We start from the raw sequence: 23,628 nt of genomic DNA, 5'->3' as shown, positions 1-23,628 counted from the left end.
CCGCGCCCGCACCGGGTTGATGGCGTCTGCGCGGGCGTGGAGACGCGGCCATGAGGATCGAGATCGACTGCCCCGAGATCGAGACCGACCGGCTGATCCTGCGCGGCCCCAAGGCGGGCGACTGGGAGGCGCATGCCGCCTTCGCCGGGTCCGAACGCGCCCGCTATGTCGGCGGACCGTTCTCGCGGCGCGATGCCTGGCGCGGCTTTGCCTCGCGCTGGGGCCATTGGGCGCTCAATGGCTACGGCATGTTCACCGTCACCCGGAAGGGCTCGGACGAGGCCATCGGCGTGATCGGCCCGCATTTCCCGGAAGGCTGGGCGGAACCGGAACTGGGCTGGATCCTCTATCCCGAGGCCGAGGGGCAGGGCCTGGCGCGCGAGGCTGCGCTCGCCTGCCGCCACTTTGCCTACGACACGCTCGGCTGGACCACCGCCATCAGCTATGTCGATGTCCGGAACGACCGCTCGCGGGTGCTGGCCGAACGGCTGGGCTGCCGCCTCGATCCGTCGGTGCCCTATCCCTTCGACGAGGATTGCGTGGTCTACCGCCATCCCGGACCGGAGGCCGCCGCATGACCTTTCTGCCCGTCCTTCCCGTGCTGACCACAGCCCGGCTGACGTTGCGCGGCCCCGAACCGCGCGACTTTCCGGTGCTGCGCGCCTTCTACGCCTCGGACCGGTCGAGCTTTGTCGGCGGCCCGAAAAGCCCCGAGGGTGCCTGGCGCCAGCTTGCGACCGAAATCGGCCACTGGGCGCTGCGCGGCTACGGGCGCTGGATCGTGACCGAGCGCGAAACCGGCCACACTGTCGGCATGGTCGGGCTCTGGAACCCCGAGGGCTGGCCCGAACCCGAGGTCGCCTGGGACCTGTTCGAGGGGTTCGAAGGCAAGGGCTATGCCACCGAGGCCGCCCGCGCCGCCCGCGACCACGCCTATGGTGCGCTGGGCTGGCCCACGGCGATCAGCCTCGTCAACCGCGCCAACACCGCCTCGGCCCGGGTCGCCGAACGGCTGGGCGCGGTCTACGAGGGCGAGGTCACCCACGAGACCTATGGCAGCATCGGCGTCTACCGCCATCCGGCCCCGGAGGCCTGCCGCTGATGGCCCGTTCCGCGATCCCCGTGCTGGAAACCGAGCGGCTGGTGCTGAAGGGCCCGGCGCCCGAGGACTATCCGAATTTCGAGGCGACCTTCACCAGCTACCGCGCCCGCTTCATGGGCGGGCCGCTCAGCGAATACGAATCCTGGATGCTGTATGCCGCCGAGATCGGGCATTGGCAAATCCACGGCTTCGGCATGTGGATGATCCATGACCGCGAGACCGACGCCACGCTGGGCATGGCGGGCGGCTGGTATCCCAAGGGCTGGCCCGAGCGCGAGATCGCCTGGGTGATCTGGCCGCGGGTCGAGGGCCGGGGCATCGCGCTGGAAGCGGTCCATGCCGCGCGCGGCTGGTGCTATGACCGGCTCGGCTGGACCACCGCCGTCACCTATGTCGATCCGAAGAATGCCAGTTCGGTGCGGCTCTGCGAACGGCTGGGCGCGACGCTCGACGAGGATGCCCGCACCGTCGACAGCCATGACATCGTCTATCGCCATCCCGCGCCCGCCGCGCTGGCGGCGACGCCGCTCGCGGCCCGGATCGCGGCCGAACTGGCCGACCATATCGACCCCTCGTGCAAGCCGAAAGGAGTGCCCCTTGACTGACGACGTCCGCCGCGCCGCCGAGCTTCTGAAGGAGCACCGCGCCAGCATCGACCGGCTCGACGCCATCCTCGTCTACACGCTGGGCGAGCGGTTCAAGCACACCCAGGCGGTCGGCCGGCTGAAGGCCGCGCACGGGTTGCCGCCCTCGGACCCGGCGCGCGAGGACCAGCAAATCGCGCGGCTCGAGGATCTGGCCCACCAGGCCGATCTCGATCCGGAATTCGCCAAGAAATTCCTGAACTTCATCATTCAGGAAGTGATCCGTCACCACTTCGAACACCAGAAATAGGCAGACCCCTGCCCCCAAGCCAACGAACAGGAGAAACTGACATGGCTCTGAAACTTCGTCTCGCCCGCGGCGGCTCGAAAAAGCGTCCCTTCTACCGTATCGTCGTCACCGACAGCCGCATGCCCCGCGACGGCCGCTTCATCGAGAAGCTGGGCATCTACAACCCGCTGCTGGCCAAGGACAGCGAAGAGCGCGTGAAGATGGACACCGAGCGCGCCCAGTACTGGCTCGGCCAGGGCGCCCAGCCGACCGACCGTGTCGCCCGGATGCTGGAAGCCGCGGGCGTTCTGGCCAAGACCGAACGCAGCAACCCCAAGAAGGGCGAGCCCGGCGACAAGGCGAAGAAACGCGCCGAAGAGAAGGCCGCCAAGGCCGCTGCCGCCGCCGAGGCCGAATAAGTCATGGCCTCCGGGACAGCCCGGGCCGACCGGTTCGCGCCTGCCTTCCGCGACGAGCTTTTCGAGCTGATGCGGTGGCGGCGCGACGTGCGCCATTTCCGCACCGATCCGGTCGCGCCCGAGCTGCTCGACCGCTGCCTTTCGGCGTTCCGGCTGGCCCCCTCTGTGGGCCTGTCGGAGCCCTGGCGGCTGATCCGGGTCGAAAGCCCGGCCGCCCGCGCCGCCGCGCGGGCCAATTTCGAGGACGCCAATGCCGCGGCCCTCAAGGGCTATGAGGGCGAGAAGGCCGCGCTTTACCCGCGGCTGAAACTGTCGGGCATGGACCGCGCGCCGGTGCAGCTTGCGGTCTTCTGCGACGAGGAAACCGCGCAGGGCGCAGGCCTTGGCGCGGCCACCATGCCCGAAATGCGGCGCTATTCGGTGGTCGCCGCGATTTCCATGTTCTGGCTTGCCGTCCGGGCCGAGGGGCTGGGGCTTGGCTGGGTGTCGGTGCTTGACCCCGACCGGCTGGCCCGCGATCTGGGCGCGCCCGAGGGCTGGAGCCTCGTGGCCTACCTTTGCCTCGGCTGGCCCGAGGTCGAACGCGACAGCCCCGAGCTGGAAGAGGTCGGCTGGGAAAGCCGTGCCGCCGGCCTGATCGTCGAGGAGCGTTAGGACATGACCGACAGGGTCTGCGTCGGGGCGATTTCCGGGTCCTTCGGGGTCCGGGGCGAGGTGCGGCTGAAAAGCTTCTGCGCCGATCCCGCCGCCATTGCCGATTACGCGCCGCTCTATTCCGAGGACGGCGCGAAAAGCTTCGATCTGGAAATCACCCGCGCGGTGAAGGAGGGCTTCGCCGCCCGCCTGACGGGTGTCGCCACCAAGGAAGAGGCCGATGCGCTGAAGGGCCTGCGGCTTTACGCCGACCGCGACCGGCTGCCCTCGCTGCCCGACGACGAATTCTATCATGCCGACCTGATCGGGCTGACCGTGGTCGATCCCGGCGGCAAGGTGCTGGGCACTGTCCATGCGGTCTTCGACCATGGCGCGGGCGACCTGATCGAGGTGCGCGGCCCGGGCCTCAAGGCGACGGTTCTGGTGCCCTTCACCTACGCTATCGTCCCGACCGTCGATCTCGAGGCCGGGCGCATGGTGGTCGACCCGCCCGACGGGCTCTTCGAGGTCTGAGGCGGTGACCGGCGCACGCCGCGCGAATTGCGGCGGGGCGCCTCATTGCGGATCCGCCCGATCGGGTGTTCCCCTGCCCGCGACCCATATCCGACCACAAGGAGCGTCAAGCCCATGAACCTGCCCCAGATCTTCTACGCCGTGATCCTGTTCGGCGCCTTTCTCGGCGGCACTGCCGGGATCGATGCCTGGGTCATCCTCGTGATCGCCGCCTTCGCGGTCGTCGCGACCGTCTTCGACCCGGCCGCCAAGGCCAAACGCGCCGCCGAGGGCAAGACCCTGACCAAGGCGCTGCCGATGATCGTCGTCAACCAGGTGATCTGGGCGAACCTCGCCTTCCTGATCGGCCTCGGCCTGGCCTGGCCCTTCGGCGGCAGCATCCTTGCCCTGCCCCTTCTGGTGCCCGTGATCGTCTCGGGCATCGGCTGCGCCGGTGCGCTGGCCGTGGGCATGAAACCCGGCGCCAAAGGCTGAGCCTTCCGCCGCCCCGGAAAACCCGCTAGAGACCCGCCCATGACGGAGAATGCCAGATCCCATGGGCGGCTGTCGGTGTCGGCCAGCCTCAAGCCCCGCGACCTGATGGCCGAACGCCCGCGGCTCAGGGGCGCCTGGACCGCGCGGGTCATCACGCTTTTCCCCGAGGCCTTTCCCGGCATTCTCGGCCTTTCGCTGACCGGCAAGGCGCTCGATCAGGGGCTCTGGGCGCTCGAGCCCATCGACCTGCGCCCCTTCGGCGAGGGCAGGCACCGCAATGTCGACGACACGCCCGCGGGCGGCGGCGCCGGGATGGTGCTGCGCGCCGACGTGGTGGCGAAGGCGCTCGATCAGGCGGCCATCGGCACGCCTCCCGACCGCGCCCGCTGGCCGGTCGTCTATCTGTCGCCCCGGGGCGCGCCCTTCACGCAGGCCACCGCCCGCCGTTTCGCCGCGGCCGAGGGCCTGACCCTTCTTTGCGGCCGGTTCGAGGGCGTCGACGAGCGGGTGCTGGAGGAATACGCGGTCGAAGAGGTCTCGCTGGGCGATTTCGTCCTCACGGGGGGCGAGATCGCGGCCGAGGCGCTGATCGACGCGACCGTGCGCCTTTTGCCGGGCGTGCTGGGCAATGCCGCCTCGACCGAGGAGGAAAGCCATTCGGCCGGGCTTCTGGAACATCCGCACTATACCCGCCCCGCCGAGTGGCGCGGCCGGCCCATTCCCGAGGTGCTGCTGTCGGGCAATCACGGCGCGGTCGAGCGCTGGCGCCGCGACATGGCCGAGCGGCTGACCGAAGCCCGGCGCCCCGACCTTTGGGCGGCCTATCGCCGCAAGCCCGACTAGACCGCGCGCGCCTTGAGAACAAGGCGCCAAACGGCTTGATTGCAGCCCCCGCCTTGTCTATACACCGCCCGTCCGGGGCTTTCGCGAGTCGGCCGGACCCTTTCTTTTTGGCCTCGTGCTTCTTCGGCACGGCCCGGGCCGGGGAAAGGATCATCGAACAGGAAACGCAACCTGAAACTCTGGCGGGCGCCCCCGAATGGGACGAAGGCGGACCCGGACGAAGGCACAGAGCTCTGAGGCGGCAAGAAAACTTCGCGGACCAAAACCGCGAGCGAAACCGGAGACATGCGATGGACCTGATCGCGCAACTGGAGGCCGAGCAGATCGCCGCGCTCGGCAAGACCATTCCCGACTTCAAGCCGGGCGACACCATCCGGGTGGGCTACAAGGTGACCGAGGGCACCCGCACCCGTGTGCAGAACTACGAAGGCGTCTGCATCTCGCGCAAGAACGGCAAGGGCATTGCCGGATCGTTCACCGTGCGCAAGATCTCCTTCGGCGAGGGCGTGGAACGGGTGTTCCCCCTCTTCTCGACCAATATCGACTCGATCGAGGTCGTTCGCCGCGGCCGCGTCCGCCGGGCCAAGCTTTACTACCTGCGCTCGCGTCGGGGCAAATCGGCCCGGATCGCCGAGGTCTCGAACTACAAGCCCAAGTCCGCGGAATAAGGAACAGGCCCATGCGCAAGGACATCCACCCCGATTACCATGCCATCGACGTCAAGCTGACCGACGGCACCGTGGTCCAGATGAAATCGACCTACGGCAAGGAAGGCGACACCCTGTCGCTCGACATCGACCCCAGCGTGCACCCGGCCTGGACCGGCGGCAGCTCGCGTCTGATGGATACCGGCGGCCGCGTGTCGAAGTTCAAGAAGAAATACGAAGGCCTCGGCTTCTGAGCCCTGCCCCTTCGCACGATGCCAAGCGCCGCCCTTCGGGGCGGCGTTTTCGTTTGGCGACCAACAAGCCACTCTTCGCTTTTGATTAATTATAGCTCTGCCTTGCCAGCGCCACAGCAAGGCCAGATTCCCGTCTTTTGCCCCAGAACCGCCGCATTTGCGCCATTTTTGCGGTGCTGATTGTACCCGTAAAAGTTTATTCACATTGATAAGGTTCCCGTCATGCCCATTTCGCGCTCGATGGTCGGTTTCCTCGACAACGCCATTCAATCCCATCTTTTGCTCAAGGGGCGCCTGCGCCACGCGGTTCTGACCGGCCATGCCTGGACCACGCCGCAGGAGATCGCCTGCGATACCGGCTGCGACCTGGCCCGGCTGCTGGCAGGCCCCGGGCTCGACCCGGCCATGCGCGCCACGCCGCGCGTGCAAGAGATCACCCGGACCCATTCCGCGTTCCACGCCTGCGCCGCCCGCATCCTGCAGCTGGTGAACGAACGCCGGATCGGATCGGCCGAGCGGGTTCTGGGCGTCGAGCTGCGCGACATTTCCGACCGGATGAACGCCGAGATCGCGGCCTGGCAGGACGAGATCCTGACCGAGTCGTTTCGCCGCAACGCCGCCTGACGACGGCCCGGAACGGACCCGCAGCCGCTTCCAATCCCTCCCCCCTCACCCTAAAGTGAGCAAAGGTCTTTCCGGGGAGGGACCGGTCAGGAAGCGAGGTTGGCAGTGGCGCATATCATCGTCGTCGGCAACGAAAAGGGCGGCGCGGGAAAATCCACCGTGTCGATGCATGTGGCGACGGCCCTGGCGCGCCAGGGCTTCCGGGTCGGCGCGCTCGATCTCGACGTGCGGCAGCGCTCGCTGGGCCGCTTCTTCGACAACCGCAGCGCCTATCTGGCCCAGAACGGCGTCGATCTGCCCTCGCCCGATTTCCGCGAGCTGCCCGAGATCGACGCGGCGACCCTGGACGAAAGCGAAAACGTCCACGACCGGCGGCTTTCGACCGCCATCGCCGAGCTGGAACGCGAAAAGGACTTCATCCTGATCGACTGTCCCGGCTCGCATACCCGGCTGAGTCAGGTCGCGCATACGCTGGCCGACACGCTGATCACGCCGCTCAATGACAGCTTCATCGACTTCGACCTGCTGGCGCGCCACGACGGCGCGACCGGCAAGATCCTCGGCCCGTCGATCTATTCGGAAATGGTGTGGAATGCGCGGCAGATGCGCGCGCAGGCCGGGCTGAAACCCATCGACTGGGTGGTGCTGCGCAACCGGCTGGGCGCCCAGCAGATGCACAACAAGCGCAAGATGGGCAAGGCGCTCGACAATCTTTCGCGCCGGATCGGGTTCCGCGTGGCGCCGGGCTTTTCCGAACGGGTGATCTTCCGCGAGCTTTTCCCGAACGGGCTGACGCTGCTCGATCTCAAGGATACCGGGGTCACCACGCTGAACATCTCGAACGTGGCCGCCCGGCAGGAGCTGCGCGACCTGATGGCCGCCCTGAAACTGCCCGAGGTCGAGCCGGTCGCCTGACGACCGCCCGGCCCGGCTCAGGACATGCTGTGGCCCGCGACCCGGGCCGAGACCTCCTGCAGCCCGTGAACGAGGAAAATGCCCATCAGCGCGTGATAAAGGATCGCGCCGCCCAGCACGTGCAGCATGAAGATCCAGCCACCCGAAAACACGGCGGCGACCACGACGAACAGCGCCGACACGGCCGAGACCACCAGCGCGATCAGCATCGCCCGGCCGTTCGGACCCAGCCTCCGGGCGACGATGGCGCGGCGTTCAAGCTCTGCGGCGCCCAGCAGCACCACCAGCGAAAAGCCAAGATACAAGGCGAAGACCTGCATCATCCCTGACATCCTTTCCCTTGCGGCCGGCCCCCCGCCCCGGCCTTTTGCGAAGGGTTACTCCTGTGCGGCCTCTTTCGCAATGCGCGCTATGGTCGGCCCCGCCTCGACCGCCTGCCGGGCATGGGCGACCAGATGGTCGAGAAACGCCTGCGCCACCACCGACAGATGCTTGCCGCGCGGATAGGCGACCTGCCATTGCCGCAAAAGCGGAAAGCCCGCGACATCCAGCACCTTCAGCGCCCCGGTCGTGCCTTCCAGCGCCAGCGTGTCGCGCGACAGGGCGCCGAGGCCCAAGCCGCCGATCACCGCCTGCTTGATCGCCTCGTTGGACCCCAGTTCCATCCGCATCGGCAGCGTCAGCCCCCGCGCCCGGAAGAAGCGCTCGACCGTCAGCCGCGTGCCCGACCCGCGTTCGCGCAACAGGAACGGCTCGCGCGCGACCCGTTCGGGCGGGATGTTGACCTCGGCGACCAAGGGATGATCGGGTCGCGCGATCAGCACCAGCGGGTTGTCGGCAATGGCCCGGGCCACCACGTCGAGCCCCTCGGGCGGCGTGCCGAGAATGCACAGATCGTCCTCGCTGGCGGCGAGCCGGGCCAGCACCGCCTGCCGGTTGGTGACCGTCAGCGCCACCTCGATGCCGGGATTGGCATCGCAGAACTGGCCCAGCAGGCGCGGCAGGAAATATTGCGCGGTCGAGACGATGGCCAGCGTCAGCCGCCCCTCGCGCAGGCCGCGCATGTCGGCCAGCCGCATCTCCATCCGCCCGACCGCATCCAGCGTCTCGCGCGCGCCCTCGACCACCACGCGCCCCGCATCTGTCGGCTGCATCCGCTTGCCGATTCGGTCCAGAAGCGTGACGCCCAGGCTGTCTTCCAGCTGCTTGACCTGGGTAAAGACCGCGGGCTGGGTCAGGTTCAGCTCTTCGGCCGCGCGGGTATAGCTTTGGTGCCGGGCCACCGACAGGAACACCGACAATTGCCGCAGGCTGATCCGCATACTAGGCAATTCCCTATTATCAACCTAAAAACTATTCAGTTTTATAGAGGCATTCAAGCGCTCATAGTCCCCCCGAGCCGAAAACGGCCCGCCATGAACCGCGGAGGAGGACAGATGGCCAAGACCTATGACGCCGGTGTCAAGGAATACCGGTCGACCTATTGGGAACCCGACTACACGCTGAAGGACAGCGACATCCTCGCTGTCTTCAAGGTGATCCCGCAGCCCGGCGTGTCGCGCGAAGAGGCCGCGGCCGCCGTCGCCGCCGAAAGCTCGACCGGGACCTGGACCACGGTCTGGACCGATCTTCTGACCGATCTCGACTATTACAAGGGCCGCGCCTACGCGATCGAGGACGTGCCGGGCAGCGACGAGGCCTTCTATGCCTTCATCGCCTACCCGATGGACCTGTTCGAGGAAGGCTCGGTCGTCAACGTCTTCACCTCGATCGTGGGCAACGTCTTCGGCTTCAAGGCGGTGCGCTCGCTGCGGCTGGAGGACGTGCGCTTTCCGCTGTGGTTCGTCGCCACCTGCTTTGGCCCGCCCCACGGCATCCAGGTCGAACGCGACAAGATGGACAAATATGGCCGCCCCCTTCTGGGCTGCACCATCAAGCCCAAGCTGGGGCTCTCGGCCAAGAATTACGGCCGCGCGGTCTATGAATGCCTGCGGGGCGGCTTGGACTTCACCAAGGACGACGAGAACGTCAACAGCCAGCCCTTCATGCGCTGGCGCGACCGGTTCCTGTTCTGCCAGGAGGCCATCGACAAGGCCGAGGCCGAGACGGGCGAGCGCAAGGGTCACTACATGAACGTGACCGCGCCCACCATGGAAGAGGTCTACAAGCGCGCCGAATTCGCCAAGGAGCTGAAGACCCCGATCATCATGTCGGACTACCTGACGCTGGGCTGGGCCGCGCATAACTCGCTGTCGAAATGGTGCCGGGACAACGGGCTTCTGCTGCACGTCCACCGCGCCATGCACGCGGTGCTGGACCGCAACCCCAATCACGGCATCAACTTCCGGGTCCTGGCCAAGCTCTTGAGGTTGCTCGGCGGCGACCACCTGCATTCGGGCACTGTCGTGGGCAAGCTGGAAGGCGACCGCGAGGCGACGCTGGGCTGGATCGACCTTCTGCGCGACCGCCATATCAAGGAGGACCGCTCGCGCGGGATCTTCTTCGATCAAGACTGGGGCGCGATGCCGGGGGTCTTCCCGGTCGCCTCGGGCGGCATCCATGTCTGGCACATGCCGGCGCTGGTCTCGATCTTCGGCAATGACTCGGTGCTGCAGTTCGGCGGCGGGACGCTCGGCCACCCCTGGGGCAACGCGGCCGGTGCTGCGGCGAACCGGGTGGCGCTCGAGGCCTGCGTTCAGGCCCGCAACGAGGGCCGCGAGCTGGAGAAGGAGGGCAAGGAGATCCTTCAGAATGCCGCGAAACACAGCCCCGAGCTGAAGGTCGCGATGGAGACCTGGAAAGAGATCAAGTTCGAATTCGACACCGTCGACAAGCTCGACACCCAGCACCGCTGAGCGCCCGGAGGGAGAGAGAGAGAATGAGCAAGGTTCAGGACTACACCTCGCGGCTGTCGGACCCCGCGAGCCGCCGGATGGGCACCTTTTCGTATCTGCCCGAGATGGATGACGCGCAGATCCGCAAGCAGGTGGAATGGATCGTGAAGCATGGCTGGAACCCGGCCATCGAACATACCGAGCCGCAATTCGCCAAGTCGAACTACTGGTACATGTGGAAGCTGCCGATGTTCGGGGAAACCGATGTCGACGCGATCCTGGCCGAGCTGAAGGCTTGCCACGAGGCGAACCCCGACAACCATGTCCGCCTGATCGGCTACAACAACTACACCCAGAGCCAGGGCGCCAACATGGTGGTCTATCGCGGCACCCCGGTCTGACCGGACGCCTGACCCAAGACCGAAAGGCCGTGCCCCGAGGGGCGCGGTCCGAACCTGCGAACGCACGCCCGGGGAGGACGGACCATGAAGGACACACTCGACCAGTACCGCGTCGCGGAGGAACCCTATTACCGGCCCGTCGCCGACGAGCTGGCGCTTTACGAGGCCGCCTATGCCGCCAAGATGCCGGTGATGCTGAAAGGCCCGACCGGCTGCGGCAAGACCCGCTTTGTCGAGCACATGGCCTGGCGGCTGGGCAAGCCGCTGGTCACGGTCGCCTGCAACGAGGACATGACCGCGTCGGACATCGTCGGCCGGTTCCTGCTGGATGCCGAGGGCACGCGCTGGCAGGACGGCCCGCTGGCCTTCGCCGCGCGGCATGGCGCGATCTGCTATCTCGACGAGATCGTCGAGGCGCGTCAGGACACGACCGTCGTCATCCACCCGCTGACCGACAACCGTCGCGTCCTGCCCCTTGAAAAGAAAGGGGAAATCTTGCGCGCGCATGAGGATTTCCACCTCGTGATCTCGTATAACCCCGGCTATCAGAGCCTGATGAAGGACCTGAAACAGTCCACCAAGCAGCGCTTCGGCGCGCTCGATTTCAGCTATCCCGAGCATGCGACCGAGGTCGAGATCGTCACCCATGAGGCGGGCATCGATGCGACGGAGGCGGGCAAGCTGGTCTCGATCGCCGAACGCGCCCGCAACCTCAAGGGCCACGGGCTGGACGAAGGGATTTCCACCCGGATGCTGATCCATGCAGGAAGCCTGATGGCCCGCGGGATCGAGGCCCCCGCCGCCTGCCGCATGGCGCTGGTGCGCCCGATCACCGACGATCCCGACATGCGCGACGCGCTCGACGCCGCCGTCGCCACCTATTTCTGACCGCCATGGCGACGCTCGAGGACTATGCAGAGCTTCTGGCCGATCTCGACGCGCCCCAGCGCGAAAAGCTCGAGTCCGTCTGGCCCGAGGCGGTGCGCCAGCTCAGCCCGCGCGGGCTCGACAACTGGCTGAAGGGCACCGCGGCGCTGTCGCATATGGGGCGCGGCGACCATATCGTCCGAACCTGGATCGAGACCGTGCCGACCGTCGCACGCGATCTGGGCGAGGACATCATCCCCGACCTCGCGCAGGCCTGTCTGGGCTTCGCCTCGCGCACCTCGGGCGCAGTGATCGAGCGGGTTCTGGCGACCGCCCCCATCGCCTCGCGCCGCCTCTCGGACCCGGACCTGTTCCGCGCCTATCTGCAGCTTCTGAACCAGCTTCTGGCCCAGGCGCCGCGCGGGCTGCGCCCGATGCTGGAGCATCTGGAGGACCTGCTGGGCGTGCTGACGCTCGGCGGCCTGCGCCGCTGGGCCAGTTGGGGAGCCGAGGCGCATCGCACCGATTACGAGGAACTGTCCCGCTATTTCGGCCTTGAAAGCGCGGAATCGCAGGCGATCCTGCAACGCGAACGCAAGGGCACGCTGTTCGTCGACATCCACCGCCGGATCGGGATGTATCTGCGCGCGCTCTGGGGCCGCGATTTCCTGATGCGCCCGACGGCCGGCGATTTCGAGGCCCGCGAGGGCATCCGCCCCCATATCGCGGATTTTTTCCTGCACCTGCCCGATGCCTATGACGACTGGGAGGGGGTGCCGGGGCTCGACCTTTACCGCGCCGCCGCCGCCCATGCCGCCGCCCATGTGGTGGCCACGACCGCACCACTGAAGGGCGACGAGCTGAATGCGCTGCAACGCGCCTGCATCGGCCTGATCGAGGATGCCCGCGTCGAGGCGCTGGCCATCGCCCGCTTCCCGCGCCTGCGCGATTTGTGGCGGCAATTCCACCTGCCCGCGCAAGACGGCTCGATGACCGCCCGCTTCGGCCGGATCGCGCTGGCGCTGCTGGACCCCGATGCCCCCACCGGCGACGAGACCGCGGACTGGGTGCGGGCGGCCTTTGCCGGGGCCGATCTGGGCACAGCGCAAAGCGCCTTCGATCTGGGCCTGCAACTGGCGCATCGTCTGCGCAACGAGCCCTATTCCGCCTGGCGCGACGGGCAGGCCGCGCCCTATCGCGACGACAACCGCTATATCTGGGAATTCGAGGAGTCGGTCGACTGGGAGAAGGGCATGGCCCCCGACCAGCAGGTTCGCAAATATGTCTCGGTCTCGGAAATGGTGAACGAGGTCGAGGTCGAAACCGCCGGCGAGGACGCGCAGGAGATCTGGGTCGCCGAGACCGAGCTGTTCGACGACGATGGCGTCTCGTTCAACGAGAAGGAGGGCAAGGAGCCCACCGCGCCCCCGGTCCCCTATGACGAGTTCGATTACAAGATCCAGATGCACCGCCCGGCCTGGGCCACGGTGCAGGAAAAGCGCCCGCGCCTGGGCGATCCGGCCGAGATCGACGCGATCCTGACCCGGAACCGCAAGCTGACCCAGCGCATGCGCCATCTTCTGGACGCGATGCAGCCGCAGGGGGTCCAGCGCATCCGCAAGCTCGAGGACGGAGACGAGATCGACCTGAACGCCGCGACCCAGGCCTTGATCGACATCCGCATGGGGTTGCAACCCGACCCGCGGGTGATGATGCGCTCGGTCCGCAAGACCCGAGACATTGCCGTGATGGCGCTTCTGGACCTGTCGGAATCGACGAACGACCCGGTAACGGGGCAGGATCAGACGGTGCTGGACCTGACCCGGACGGCGACCGTGCTGTTGGCCGAGGCCATCGCCAAGGTGGGCGATGCCTTCGCGCTGCACGGCTTCTGTTCGGACGGGCGGCACAACGTCTTCTATGCGCGCTACAAGGATTTCGACCAGCCCTGGGGCGAGATCCCGAAGGCGCGGCTGGCGGGGATGGAGGGGCATCTGTCCACCCGCATGGGGGCCGCGATCCGCCACGCGGGCGCGCATCTGGGCCAGGTCGCCGCCGCCAAGAAGCTGATGCTGGTCATCACCGACGGCGCGCCGTCCGATATCGACGAACGCGACCCGCAATACCTGCGCCAGGATGCCCGCGCCGCCGTGCAGGAGGTCGCCAGGACCGGCGTCATTCCCTTCTGCCTGACGCTCGACCCGCGCGCCGATCAGTATGTCGCGCAGATCTTCGGACAGCGGAACTTCCTGGTGCTGGAAAATGTCGAACGCCTGCCCGAACGCCTGCCCCAGCTTTACGCGGGCCTGACCCGCTAGCCTTCTGACTGAAAAAAGAAAACCCCGCCCCGGCAGCGCGGCCGGGACGGGGCTTTTTCGGTCGGCGCCGGGCGTCAGGCCCGGTGCGGCTTCATTCTTCGGACAGCTTCGCGATATAGGCGTAGACGTCCTTGACCTCTTGCGGGTCCTTGGCGTTGTAGGTCATCAGACCGCGCGCCTTGGGATCGCCGAGGTACTCGCGCAGGAAGGCGGTCGGGTCCTGAGCGTAGACCGACACCTTGTCCTCGTCCCAGACCAGCCCGGCTTCACCGGCGGCGGTCATGGATTTCGAGTAGCGGAAGCCCTCGACGATGCCCGCATGGCGGCCCGGCATGCCATAGAGGTTCGGACCGACCTTCAGGCCGCGACCGGCCAGCATCTCGCCCGAGGGGCTGACGACGCTGTGGCAGGTGGCGCACTGGATGAAGGCCTTTTCGCCCTTGGCGGGATCGCCGGTGATCGCCGGGGCGGCAGCAACAACAGCTCCGGCAGCGGCTTCGTCAGTCGCGGGCTCTTCCGCAGCGGCGGGTTCTTCGGTCGCGGCGGCTTCCTCGGCAGCGGGTTCTTCCGCAGCCGGTTCTTCCGCAGCGGGCGCTTCGGCGGCCGGTTCGGCAGCGGCGTCTTCGGTCGCGTCGCCGCCGATCAGGGGCTCTTCGCTGCCGGTCAGGGCTTCACGGGTGTCCTGCACGGCTCCGGTCACGGCTTCGCCCGCGCTGTCGGCAGCGGCTTCGGCGGTATCGACCGCATCGGCCACGGCATCGCCGACGGTCTCGGCAGCGGCTTCGGCGTTATCGGCCACGTCGGACGCGGCTTCGGTCGCCTGATCGACGACGCTGGGTTCTTCGGCAGCGGGTTCTTCGGCAGCGGCCGGTTCTTCCGAAGCGGCAGCTTCCTCGGCCGCGGGCTCTTCAGCCGCAGCGGGTTCTTCGGCGGCGGGTTCTTCGGCGGCGGGTTCTTCGGCAGCCGGTTCGGCAGCGGCTTCTTCCCCGGCGGCGGCGATGGCGTCGAAGGCTTCCTCAACGGTCGAGGGCGCTTCGGCCGCAGCTTCGGCAGGCTCTTCGGCGGCAGCGGTCAGGGCCGCGGACTTGCCAGCCAATGCAGCGGCACGCTCGGCGAGATCGGCATATTCGGCAGCAAGAGCAGCCGCCTGGTCAGCCAGGGTCAGTGCTGAGGCGACGGCCTCGGGGGTATCGACCGCAGGCGCTTCGACGGCTTCGGCCTCGGCGGCGGGTTCTTCCGCGGCGGCGGCTTCCTCGGCCGGGGCTTCGGCGGCCGGTTCCTCGGCAGCGGCGGCGGGTTCCTCGGCGGCGGGCGCTTCGGCGGCCGGCTCTTCGGCAGCGGCTTCGGCCTCGGCGGCGGGTTCCTCGGCGGCCGGTTCTTCCGTGGCAGCAGCTTCCTCGGCAGCCGGTTCGGCGGCAGCTTCGGTGGCGTCGGCAACGTCAGCGGCGGGCGCTTCGGCCGCAGCTTCTTCAGTCGCTTCTGCGGTGGCTTCCTCGGTCACCGCCTCTTCTGCGGTGGCTTCGGGCGCTGCCGCTTCGGTGGCTTCGGCGGCGGGAGCTTCGGCGACCGGCGTCTCGATCGCGGGCTCGGTCTTGGGTTCCTTGCCGCCGCTGAAGCTGACGGCGGCGATCGCGATGCCAAGCGCCGGCGCGGCGACAATCAGCCGGATCAGGTTCTGCGAATTATTGGACATGGTTCATCCTTTTTTCGTTCCGCTGCTCACGGCTGGGACCACCCCCTCCGCGGCAGGACGTCCTCCTGCGGGTTCCGACGGGAGCCCCTGATGCCTCCCGCATCGGCCAGAAGACCCGCCGGACCGCCCGCAAAAGGCATACCGGCGTCCCTTGGCCGCCACGCAGGACCATACCCAACAGCGCACGGGATGGCAGCCTTTTGTCGTCGCCTGCGACTCTGATACGCGGGCGAACCCCCTTGTCAGCCCGGAGAGGACGACCCGGCGCCGGGTTTCGGCCCGGTCCGATCAGGTTCGCGCCGGATCCTGCCGGGCGAAACGCGGCATTTCGACACCGAATCGGTCGCAGGGCGACAAACCGGCGGCGGATAGCGATTCCCCGCGCCGCCCGGGCGCCGTCCATGAAAAGATGCGTCTTTCCCGTCGGTTTTCAATGACCGCTTCAGCCTGCCGTCAGGCGCATGGCGGCAGATGCACCCAGCGGCCCGGCCCCACAACCGGCGGTCGGAGCCGCAGCAGGACTACAAAGGAGAACGACCATGCGCAGCCTTCTCATGCGCTACGCCACCCCCTCGATCATCGGCCTCTTTCTGGTGTCGCTGGTCACCGGGATCGCACTTTTCTTCCATGTCGGCCCGTCGGCCTTTCATGGCATCCACGAATGGCTCAGCATGGTGCTGATCCTCGGCTTCGCGCTGCATGTCTGGCGCAACTGGCGCCCGATGCTGTCCTATATGAAGGGCAAGCCGCTGGCGGTGTCGCTGCTGGTGTCCGTGCTGCTTTCGGCGGTCTTCTTCCTGCCGGGCAGCGGCGAGGGTGGCCGGCCCCCGGTCTTCGGACTGGCGATGCAGGTGATGGCGCATTCGGCGACCGAGGTCGCCCCGGCGCTGGGCACCACGCCCGATGCGCTGATCGCGCGGCTGACGGCCGCGGGCTATACCGTCGGCGGCCCCGACCAGCCGCTGGCCGACATCGCCAACGCCTCGGGCCGCTCGACGATGGATCTTGCCGGCGCGCTGATCGGCGGCGCCCGCTGATCCCGCCCAGACCGATGCCGACAGCGAAACGCCTGCCCGTCCTGGGCAGGCGTTTTCGTTTCGAGGGGTCCGGGGATCAGGCGGCAAAGCCCGGCCCGATGGCTGTCTCGACCAGACCGGCGCCATCGCGTTCCAGAAAAAGTGCGGAAAGCCCAAGCCGCCGCGCCAGCGCCGCGCCCTCTTCGCGGCCCAGCACCATCAGCGCGGTCGCCCAGGCATCGGCCTCCATGCAGCGCGCCCCCAGCACCGTGACCGAGGCCGGAGAGGCCGCGAGCGGCGCGCCCCGCCGCGGGTCCATGGTATGCGACAGCCGCCGCCCGCCCAGATCCACCCAGTGCCGGTAATCGCCCGAGGTGGCCACCGCCCCGGACTCGAGTGCCAGAACCGCATGCGCCGCCCGCTTTCCGGGATCGGGGCGTTCGACAGCGACCGCCCAGGGCTGACCGCCGGGCTGCGGCCCCAGCGCGCGCAGTTCGCCATCGATCGACAGCAGCGCGCTTTCGATGCCGAAGTCCCGCGCGGTCTCGGCCAGCCGGTCCACCCCGTAACCCTTGGCGATGCCGCAAAGATCGAGCGCCAGGGCCCCGTGCTTGCGCGCCCGCCGGTTGGCGCAATCGAGTTCCAGTACCTCGCAGGCAGGCCGACGCGGCTCCTTGAGGGCCGCACGAATGCGTCCCGGATCGGCCGCGTCGCCGGAAAAGCCCCAGGCCGCGACCGCATCTCCCAACCCGATCTCGAAGGCGCCGCCCGAGGCCCGGCCGATGGCCAGCCCCGCCGCCAGCACCTCGACCAAACCCGCGGGCAGGTCGATCCAGCGATCCGGCTCGGCGCGGTTCAGCCGCATCAGGTCGCTGTCGGCGCGGCGGGTGGTCATCTGCGCCTCGACCTCGGCCACCGCCGCGGCAAGGGCCGCAAGCAGGGGGGCGGGATCGACCCCCGTCCCGACATGCAGCACGGCCGACCAGCGCGCGCCCATGGCCGGCCCGTTCAGGGCCAGCCGGGACAGGCCATCGGGATCAGTAGACGTCTTCGACATAGCGCCCCTCCGCCTTCAGCCGCACCAACGTCGCCCCGACCGGATCGAGGATATCCTCCAGCGCCTCGGCCACGCCCCTTGCCATGTCTCGGCCGCCGCAGACCATGATCCGCGCGCCCTGGGACACCAGCGCGGCCACCCGGTCGGCATCGCGGCGCAGCAGATCCTGCACATAGGCCCGGTCGGCGGTGCGCGAGAACGCCGTCGCGACCGTGGCAAGACGCCCGTCCTTCTGCCACTGCACCAGATCCTCGCCGAACAGAAGATCGCTTTCCGGCGCACGTGCCCCGAAATAGAGGTGCAGCGGCCGCCGCGCCCGGTTGCCCCGGGCAAAGCCCGCAAGCGGTCCGATGCCGGTTCCGGCCCCGATCAGGATCAGCGGCGCCTCGTCCTTCCCGGCATGGAAGGCCGGGTTCGGCCGCAGCACCGCCGCCACGCTGTCGCCGAGCTCCAGATCCATCAGCTGCCCCGAGCACAGCCCGCCCGGATGCTTGCGCACACAGATCTCGGCGAACCCGTCGGACGACCCCGACGCCAGCGAATAGTACCGCGGACGGCTGTCGCCCTCGGGCAGCACGGCCAGCAGATCGCCCGCGAGGAACGGGCCAAAGCCGCCGCCAGCCAGACGCTGCCAGAGGCTCCGGCGCGGCAGGGCAAAGCGCAGGATCGCAGTCGGCGCCTGCACCTCGGCGCCGTAATCGCGGCGCGAGACCAGCCGGAGCCGCACCGGTTCGGGACCGGCGCTGGCGGGCAGAAGATCCAGCGCGATGCCCAGCCGGTCGGCCAGCGCCCGCACCCAGCGGGCGAAATCCTGCGGCGACTGGCGGTCGACGCGGGCAGGCGCCATCAGTTCGGCCCAGCCCGCCGCGCGGGCGGCCGCGCGCACCTTTTCGGCATAGCCGCAGAACGCGGGAAAGGCGCTGTCGCCGAAGCCCAGCACAGCAAAGGGGGCCGCGGGCGCCTTGCCCAGCGCGCAAACCCGGTCAAGGAAGCCCTGCGCCGATCCCGGCGCGTCGCCGTCGCCCGAGGTCGCGGCGAGGATGAGGACCCGCTGCGCGCGCACATAGCGCCCGGGCGCGAAGCCGGACATCGGCCCGACATGGACGCTGCTTCCGGCGCGGGTCAACGCGGCGCGCAGACGCTCGGCAAAGCCCCAGGTGGTGCCACCCTCGGAGCCGACCAGAAGGATCGTGTCGGCCGCCTCGGGCGCCACCGCGCGAACCCGCCGCCCGGCGGCCCCGGCAGGGCGACGACCCGCCTGCTGCGCAAGCCCGGTCAGCCCCAGCGCCGGCACGGTCAGCGCGGCCAGCCCCAGCAGAAGCCCCAGTACCGCGGCGCCCCGCCCGGTATGGAGCATCATCGCCAGATCGCCCAGCCGGTCGGCCCAGCCGCGCGCGGTCCAGGCCAGCATCTGGCCGCTGGCCGGATCGACATAGCCGGTCCCGGCCACGGTCCTCAGCGTGAAGACGTCGCCCGCACTTCCCGGGCGCGGAAAGGTCAGTTGCCGCAGATCGGCCAGGGGCAGATCGCCCAGCGCCGTCATCGCGGCCGGCGACATCGCCGGGGCTCCGCCCGCAACAAAGCCGGGCATCCCGGTTTCCGGCAAAAGCCCGAAGGTGCCTGCCGCCAACCAGATCCCGGTCAGCGCGGACAGCGCCAGCGCCGCGCCCCCCAGCCGCGCCAGATCGAGATGCAGCCGCCGCGACAGGGGCCCGCGCGCGGGCGCCAGCAGCCGCGACCAGCCGCCCAGACGCCGCGCGGTCAGCGCCAGCCCCGACAGCGTCAGCGCCAGCATGGCAAGGCTTGCCGCCACCACCACCAGCCGCCCGGCATCGCCCAGAAACAGCGACCGGTGCAGGTTGGTCAGCCAGAGCTGCAGGGCCGACCGCTCGGCGGGCGCGAGGATCTCGCCGGTCGCGCCATCGACCGTCCAGCGCAGGGCCGCGCCATCCTGAAAGGCATAGGCGGTGATTCCACCCGCGGCCGAGACCCGGATCTCTTCAAGCCCCGGCACGCTGTCCTGCAGGGTCGCGGCCAGCTGACCGGCGGATATGTCGGGCAGGGGCACGGCACTCAGCGCCCCCGCCGCGGGATAAAGCGACAATGCCGCCCCGCTGAGCGCGGTCACGGACAGGATGAGGGCCGCGCCAAGCCCGGCCCAGCGATGCAGCGGACGGATCATCGGGGTCTCCTCACATCTCGTAGGCGAAGCTGGCGATATAGCCGCGGCCCGCGACCGGCTGGCCCGCGCCCTCGGTGGTCAGGGGCACCACGATCTCGGAGGGGCTGTCGCGCATGTCCTCGACCGCCGCGTCCACATGCAGCTGATAGCCCGCGTCGAAAAGTGCGTCGGCCAGATCGAAACTGACGGTCAGCGTCCGTCCGGCGCCGACGCTGGCGCCGGTGATCCCCGCCACCTCGGCGGCATTGCCGCCGGTGGCGCGGTACCAGTCCGAGAGGCTCTTGTAGTATTTGGCCTTGGCCCCCGCCATCCAGAGCGAGCCCACATAGGCGCCGGAGGCATCGGTGACGTAATAGGCCAGATAGGCACCGTCGCCGCCGTAATTGGCCATCTGGGTGGTGAAGGTCACCTCCTTGGCAAAGGCCAGACCGGGCGCGGTCAGCGCCGTGGTCAGGGCGAGGACGGAAAGCAGGGTCTTCATGGTCGGATCTCCTTTGGCCGGGCGTGCCGGGATCAGTTGGACTGCGCGCGCGGCGCGGCGCCGTTGTTGAACAAGCCGTTGGCGGGCGGTGCGACGGACCCCGGCGCGGGCTGAGCCTGGGCGCGGGATCGGCCCCCGCGCGAGTCGCAATCGCCCGAGCGGCGCGTCGCGTGCGACCGGTCGCGGCGGCCGCGGTCGTCATCGTCGCGGCCGAAACCGAACCAGCCCCGATCGTCGTCGTCGTCATCGTCGTCATCGGCCCAGCGGCCCTGGTGCCGGTCGCTGCGGCCGGTACCCCAGTAGGCCTGACCGCTACCGTCCTGCTGCGCCATCGGCGCGGCCGGGCGCGGACGGATCTGGGTGCCGCCATCGGCCTGGGCGAGTGCGGTCCCGGTCATCCCGAGGGCGAGAATCGCGGCCAGCAGCGGGGCGGATTTGAGGGTCGGTGTCATGGCTTTGTCCCTTTCAGGTGAACCCTTCGATGGGACCGTTTTCCGCCCGGCGCCTGATCCGTGCCTGACGCCCGTGCAGTTTCCTCTTCAGCTTCCCGTCAGGGAGGGGGGGCTATAGACTGGCCCCAGCACGAAGGACGAACCGATGCGCATCCTGCTGATCGAGGACGATACGGTGCTGGGGGCCGCGGTGGCCGACCAGCTGCGGGCCGACGGCCATTCCGCCGACTGGGCCAAGCGGCTCGATGCAGCCGACGACACGCTGGCGGTCGGCGCGTTCGATCTGGTGCTGCTGGACCTGATGCTGCCCGACGGGCGCGGCATTCCCTTCCTGCGCCGGATGCGTGCGCGCGGCGACGCGACGCCGGTCATCATCCTGACCGCGCTCGACCAGGTGTCGGACCGGATCGAGGGGCTGAACGCGGGCGCCGACGACTACATGGTGAAACCCTTCGATCTGGACGAGCTTTCGGCCCGGATCGGGTCGGTCGCCCGGCGCTATGCGGGCAACCCCAATCCGCTGATCCATCTGGGGCCGCTGGAAATCGACCTGGCCGCCAAGGCGGTGCGCCGCGACGGCCGCCCGGTGACGCTGACCCATCGCGAATGGGCGCTGTTCGAGGCCTTCGTGCAGGCGCCGGGGCGGCTGCTGTCCAAGGCGCAGCTCGAGGAGCGGCTCTATTCCTTCGATGACAGCATCGAGAGCAACACCATCGAGGTGCATGTCAGCCGCCTGCGCAAGAAGCTCGGCCGGGCCGTGATCGACACCGAACGCGGGCTCGGCTACCGGCTGGGCAGCCCGTGAGGGGACCGCGTTCGCTGCAGGGACGGCTGGCGCTGGCGGTGGGGCTGGCGGTGACCGTGCTGTGGATCGCCGCGGCGGGCGCCACGCTGCGCGAGCTGAGCCACGAGATGGACGAGGTCTTCGACGGCGCCCTGCGCGATGCGGCGCACCGGCTGCTGCCGCTGGCGGTGCGCGCCCATGAGGGGCGCGACCGGGGGCTGGCGCTGGGGCCGCTGGTCCGGGGCGAGCGGGACGGACATCGCCGCAAGGATGACGATGACGACGACCGGCACGAGGGCCGCCGCAACCGGCATGCCGAGGAATGGTCCGAACGCATCCGGCAGTTCAACGGCGATGTCGAGGATCTGAGTTATGTCGTGCGCGACGGCGACGGCTCGATCCTGCTGATCTCCGAGGATGCCGAACCGGAGGACTTTCCGCCGTTCCGGCGCGAGGGCTTCAGCCGCACCGCGACCCATCGTCTGTTCTACGAATCCGCGCGCGACGAGGACGTGACCATCGCCGTGGCGGAACCCCTGTCGCGCCGCAGGCACATGGCGCGCGAGATGGCAACGAACCTCGCCATGCCGCTGGCGGTGGTGATCCCGCTCAGCCTGCTGGCCATCGTGATTGCGGTGGGCACCAGCCTGCGCCCGGTGCGCAGCCTTCGCCAGCAGCTGGCGGAACGCGGCTCGCGCAATCTCTCGGCGCTGGGCGATGGCGGCCTGCCGACCGAGCTGCGCCCCATTGTCGGCAGCATCAACGACCTGCTGTCCCGCCTGCGCGCCGCCTTCGAGGCCGAACGCAGCTTTGCCGCCAATGCCGCGCACGAGCTGCGCACGCCGGTCGCGGGGGCCATAGCCCAGGCCCAGCGGCTGCGCGCCGAGACCGCCGACCGAAGCGCCGCGGCCCGCGCGGCCGAGATCGAGACCACCCTGAAGCGGCTGAACAGCCTGTCGGAAAAGCTGATGCAGCTGGCCCGCGCCGAGGGCGCGCGGCTGCGGGTGGCCGAACCCTCGGACCTGCGCGCGGTGCTTAGGATCGTGGCGGGCGATCTCGAACGGCTGGGCTCGGCCGGGCGCATCGCCCTGACGATGCCCGAGACGCCGGTGCTGTCCGACCTCGACCCCGACGCCTTCGGCATCCTCTGCCGCAACCTGATCGAGAACGCGCTGAAACACGGCGCCGCGGACGAGCCGGTCGAGGTCGCGCTGAGCCCGGGCGGCGTGCTGTCGGTCGCCAATGGCGGCGCGCCGGTCCCGCCCGAGGATCTGGCGCGGCTGACCGCGCGCTTTGCCCGCTCGAATGGCGGGGCCGAGGGCGCGGGGCTGGGGCTTGCCATCGTGCGCACCATCGCCGACCGCGCCGCGGGGCGGATCGAACTCATATCGCCCCGCCCCGGCAAAAGCGACGGGTTCGAGGCGCGGTTCACCCTGCCCGCCCGGTTCTGAGCGGCGCGCGCAGGCTCAGGCCAGACCTCAGGCCAGAACGATCCCGGCGCTGCTGGCGGTGTTGCGGATATGGGCGCCCATCGCCGCCGCGCTGCCCGCCCCGTCGCCCGCCCGCAGCGCGGCGATGATCTGGCGGTGTTCGGCGATCGACTGCGCCATGCGGTCGCGGGCGGTGTTGGGAATCGGCTGGCGCTGGCTTTCGGTCAGGAGGCTCTGCACCGACTGGTACAGCCGCCACAGCATCCGGTTCGGGCAGGCCCGGGCGATGGTTTCGTGCAGCCGCAGGTCGGCTTCGACATGGGCCACCAGATCGCCCTGGCTCCAGGCGCGTTCGAAGGTCGCGTTGGCATGCTCCAGCGCGTCGAGATCGGCCGCGCCCAAATGCCCGGCCGCCAGCCGACACAGCTCGGTCTCGATCAGCAGGCGCGACTGGAACACGTCGCCGATGCTGAACGCGCCGTCATAGCGCCAGGGCGCGGGCAGGCGCTCGTCGTCCTCGGGATCGACCACGAAGGTGCCGCGCGCGGGCAGCGTACGCACCAGACCCAGCGTCTCGAGCGTCAGAAGCGCCTCGCGCAGCGTCGGGCGCGACACCCTCAGCCGCTCGGACAACACCCGCTGCGAGGGCATCTTCTCGCCGTGCTTCAACTCGCCCGACCGGATCATCTCTTGCAGATGCCGCGCCGTGGCCTGCGCGACCGGCACCTTGTCGTCATGGGAAATCATCGCATCCTCCCGTCCGGCCATCCTATCGCCCGCGCCGCAAGGTCCGCA

General features: G+C 69.0%; 28 protein-coding genes. 20 read left to right on the top strand and 8 right to left on the bottom strand.

The window, feature by feature from the left end:
* The first annotated feature begins 50 nt into the window (after positions 1–50).
* From BYZ73_RS12885 to BYZ73_RS12825, 13 genes are all read left to right on the top strand, one after another.
* Positions 51–578: a GNAT family N-acetyltransferase gene (locus tag BYZ73_RS12885; protein ID WP_112316261.1), complete on the top strand. Its 528-nt coding sequence runs from the start codon at positions 51–53 to the stop codon at positions 576–578.
* Positions 575–1,102, top strand: a complete 528-nt coding sequence (locus BYZ73_RS12880; RefSeq protein WP_112316260.1) for a GNAT family N-acetyltransferase — start codon at positions 575–577, stop codon at positions 1,100–1,102. Before BYZ73_RS12885 ends, BYZ73_RS12880 begins: the two co-directional genes overlap by 4 nt.
* Positions 1,102–1,707, top strand: coding sequence for a GNAT family N-acetyltransferase (locus tag BYZ73_RS12875; RefSeq protein WP_112316259.1), 606 nt, complete (start codon positions 1,102–1,104; stop codon positions 1,705–1,707). The genes BYZ73_RS12880 and BYZ73_RS12875 overlap by 1 nt, the downstream gene beginning before the upstream one ends.
* Positions 1,700–1,996 carry a chorismate mutase gene (locus BYZ73_RS12870; RefSeq protein WP_075784776.1) on the top strand — a complete coding sequence of 99 codons (297 nt, stop codon included), beginning with the start codon at positions 1,700–1,702 and terminating at the stop codon, positions 1,994–1,996. The genes BYZ73_RS12875 and BYZ73_RS12870 overlap by 8 nt, the downstream gene beginning before the upstream one ends.
* A gap of 41 nt (positions 1,997–2,037) precedes the next feature.
* Positions 2,038–2,394: a 30S ribosomal protein S16 gene (rpsP, locus tag BYZ73_RS12865; RefSeq protein WP_112316258.1), complete on the top strand. Its 357-nt coding sequence runs from the start codon at positions 2,038–2,040 to the stop codon at positions 2,392–2,394.
* 3 nt (positions 2,395–2,397) lie between these two features.
* A complete protein-coding gene (gene bluB, locus BYZ73_RS12860; RefSeq protein ID WP_112316257.1) occupies positions 2,398–3,048 on the top strand; it encodes a 5,6-dimethylbenzimidazole synthase in 651 nt (216 codons plus the stop codon).
* A 3-nt stretch (positions 3,049–3,051) separates the two neighbouring features.
* Positions 3,052–3,561: a ribosome maturation factor RimM gene (gene rimM, locus BYZ73_RS12855; protein ID WP_112316256.1), complete on the top strand. Its 510-nt coding sequence runs from the start codon at positions 3,052–3,054 to the stop codon at positions 3,559–3,561.
* 114 nt (positions 3,562–3,675) lie between these two features.
* Positions 3,676–4,035 (top strand): hypothetical protein, encoded by a 360-nt coding sequence (locus BYZ73_RS12850; RefSeq protein WP_108027987.1) that lies wholly within the window; start codon positions 3,676–3,678, stop codon positions 4,033–4,035.
* A gap of 39 nt (positions 4,036–4,074) precedes the next feature.
* A complete protein-coding gene (gene trmD, locus BYZ73_RS12845; RefSeq protein ID WP_112316255.1) occupies positions 4,075–4,878 on the top strand; it encodes a tRNA (guanosine(37)-N1)-methyltransferase TrmD in 804 nt (267 codons plus the stop codon).
* Between the two features lie 290 nt (positions 4,879–5,168).
* Positions 5,169–5,546, top strand: a complete 378-nt coding sequence (gene rplS, locus BYZ73_RS12840; RefSeq protein WP_075784770.1) for a 50S ribosomal protein L19 — start codon at positions 5,169–5,171, stop codon at positions 5,544–5,546.
* A gap of 11 nt (positions 5,547–5,557) precedes the next feature.
* Positions 5,558–5,779 carry a 50S ribosomal protein L31 gene (gene rpmE / locus BYZ73_RS12835; RefSeq protein ID WP_075784769.1) on the top strand — a complete coding sequence of 74 codons (222 nt, stop codon included), beginning with the start codon at positions 5,558–5,560 and terminating at the stop codon, positions 5,777–5,779.
* A gap of 222 nt (positions 5,780–6,001) precedes the next feature.
* Complete coding sequence (locus BYZ73_RS12830; RefSeq protein ID WP_112316254.1) at positions 6,002–6,403, top strand: CZB domain-containing protein; 402 nt, start codon at positions 6,002–6,004, stop codon at positions 6,401–6,403.
* Positions 6,404–6,508: 105 nt separating this feature from the next.
* Positions 6,509–7,318, top strand: coding sequence for a division plane positioning ATPase MipZ (locus BYZ73_RS12825; RefSeq protein ID WP_108027984.1), 810 nt, complete (start codon positions 6,509–6,511; stop codon positions 7,316–7,318).
* Positions 7,319–7,335: 17 nt separating this feature from the next.
* Here the strand turns inward: BYZ73_RS12825 and BYZ73_RS12820 are convergent, their stop codons facing one another.
* Both BYZ73_RS12820 and BYZ73_RS12815 read right to left on the bottom strand, forming a co-directional pair.
* Positions 7,336–7,641, bottom strand: coding sequence for a hypothetical protein (locus BYZ73_RS12820; protein ID WP_245895767.1), 306 nt, complete (start codon positions 7,639–7,641; stop codon positions 7,336–7,338).
* A gap of 54 nt (positions 7,642–7,695) precedes the next feature.
* A complete protein-coding gene (locus tag BYZ73_RS12815) occupies positions 7,696–8,640 on the bottom strand; it encodes a LysR family transcriptional regulator (RefSeq protein WP_112316253.1) in 945 nt (314 codons plus the stop codon).
* Between the two features lie 114 nt (positions 8,641–8,754).
* Between BYZ73_RS12815 and BYZ73_RS12810 the strand changes: the two genes are divergently transcribed.
* The 4 genes from BYZ73_RS12810 (at position 8,755) to BYZ73_RS12795 (ending at position 13,738) form a co-directional block, all read left to right on the top strand.
* The gene (locus BYZ73_RS12810) at positions 8,755–10,173 is read left to right on the top strand and encodes a form I ribulose bisphosphate carboxylase large subunit (protein WP_112316252.1); all 1,419 of its coding nucleotides are present in this window, start codon (positions 8,755–8,757) and stop codon (positions 10,171–10,173) included.
* A 23-nt stretch (positions 10,174–10,196) separates the two neighbouring features.
* Entirely contained in the window at positions 10,197–10,553 is a 357-nt protein-coding gene (locus BYZ73_RS12805) for a ribulose bisphosphate carboxylase small subunit (protein ID WP_112316251.1), read from the top strand.
* A gap of 84 nt (positions 10,554–10,637) precedes the next feature.
* Entirely contained in the window at positions 10,638–11,441 is an 804-nt protein-coding gene (locus BYZ73_RS12800; RefSeq protein WP_112316250.1) for a CbbQ/NirQ/NorQ/GpvN family protein, read from the top strand.
* A gap of 5 nt (positions 11,442–11,446) precedes the next feature.
* A complete protein-coding gene (locus tag BYZ73_RS12795) occupies positions 11,447–13,738 on the top strand; it encodes a nitric oxide reductase activation protein NorD (protein ID WP_112316249.1) in 2,292 nt (763 codons plus the stop codon).
* 91 nt (positions 13,739–13,829) lie between these two features.
* Here the strand turns inward: BYZ73_RS12795 and BYZ73_RS23810 are convergent, their stop codons facing one another.
* Positions 13,830–15,431, bottom strand: a complete 1,602-nt coding sequence (locus BYZ73_RS23810; protein WP_245943140.1) for a c-type cytochrome — start codon at positions 15,429–15,431, stop codon at positions 13,830–13,832.
* A gap of 539 nt (positions 15,432–15,970) precedes the next feature.
* Here BYZ73_RS23810 and BYZ73_RS12785 point away from each other — a divergent pair.
* The gene (locus BYZ73_RS12785) at positions 15,971–16,468 is read left to right on the top strand and encodes a DUF4405 domain-containing protein (RefSeq protein WP_112316248.1); all 498 of its coding nucleotides are present in this window, start codon (positions 15,971–15,973) and stop codon (positions 16,466–16,468) included.
* Positions 16,469–16,544: 76 nt separating this feature from the next.
* Here the strand turns inward: BYZ73_RS12785 and BYZ73_RS12780 are convergent, their stop codons facing one another.
* Genes BYZ73_RS12780 through BYZ73_RS12765 form a run of 4 tightly spaced genes read right to left on the bottom strand, consistent with a single transcriptional unit; the run spans position 16,545 to position 20,619 of the window.
* A complete protein-coding gene (locus BYZ73_RS12780) occupies positions 16,545–17,504 on the bottom strand; it encodes an FAD:protein FMN transferase (RefSeq protein WP_112316247.1) in 960 nt (319 codons plus the stop codon).
* Entirely contained in the window at positions 17,485–19,686 is a 2,202-nt protein-coding gene (locus BYZ73_RS12775; RefSeq protein ID WP_112316246.1) for a PepSY domain-containing protein, read from the bottom strand. Before BYZ73_RS12775 ends, BYZ73_RS12780 begins: the two co-directional genes overlap by 20 nt.
* Positions 19,687–19,696: 10 nt before the next feature.
* Entirely contained in the window at positions 19,697–20,167 is a 471-nt protein-coding gene (locus BYZ73_RS12770; RefSeq protein WP_112316245.1) for a DUF2271 domain-containing protein, read from the bottom strand.
* 32 nt (positions 20,168–20,199) lie between these two features.
* On the bottom strand, positions 20,200–20,619 hold the full coding sequence (locus BYZ73_RS12765) for a hypothetical protein (RefSeq protein WP_112316244.1): 420 nt from the start codon (positions 20,617–20,619) through the stop codon (positions 20,200–20,202).
* 145 nt (positions 20,620–20,764) lie between these two features.
* On the opposite strand from BYZ73_RS12765, the gene BYZ73_RS12760 reads away from it, so the two are divergent.
* Both BYZ73_RS12760 and BYZ73_RS12755 read left to right on the top strand, forming a co-directional pair.
* Positions 20,765–21,424, top strand: a complete 660-nt coding sequence (locus BYZ73_RS12760) for a response regulator transcription factor (RefSeq protein ID WP_112316243.1) — start codon at positions 20,765–20,767, stop codon at positions 21,422–21,424.
* The gene (locus BYZ73_RS12755) at positions 21,421–22,854 is read left to right on the top strand and encodes an ATP-binding protein (protein ID WP_112316242.1); all 1,434 of its coding nucleotides are present in this window, start codon (positions 21,421–21,423) and stop codon (positions 22,852–22,854) included. Before BYZ73_RS12760 ends, BYZ73_RS12755 begins: the two co-directional genes overlap by 4 nt.
* Positions 22,855–22,881: 27 nt before the next feature.
* Here BYZ73_RS12755 and BYZ73_RS12750 read toward each other — a convergent pair whose 3' ends face one another.
* Positions 22,882–23,601, bottom strand: a complete 720-nt coding sequence (locus tag BYZ73_RS12750; protein WP_245943139.1) for a FadR/GntR family transcriptional regulator — start codon at positions 23,599–23,601, stop codon at positions 22,882–22,884.
* Positions 23,602–23,628: the final 27 nt, after the last annotated feature.

Source organism: Rhodovulum viride (assembly GCF_003265965.1).
In the GTDB taxonomy this organism is placed as follows: domain Bacteria; phylum Pseudomonadota; class Alphaproteobacteria; order Rhodobacterales; family Rhodobacteraceae; genus Rhodovulum; species Rhodovulum kholense.
The sequence above is the reverse complement of the archived record's forward strand: the minus strand, read 5'-3'. Positions and strand labels throughout refer to the sequence as shown.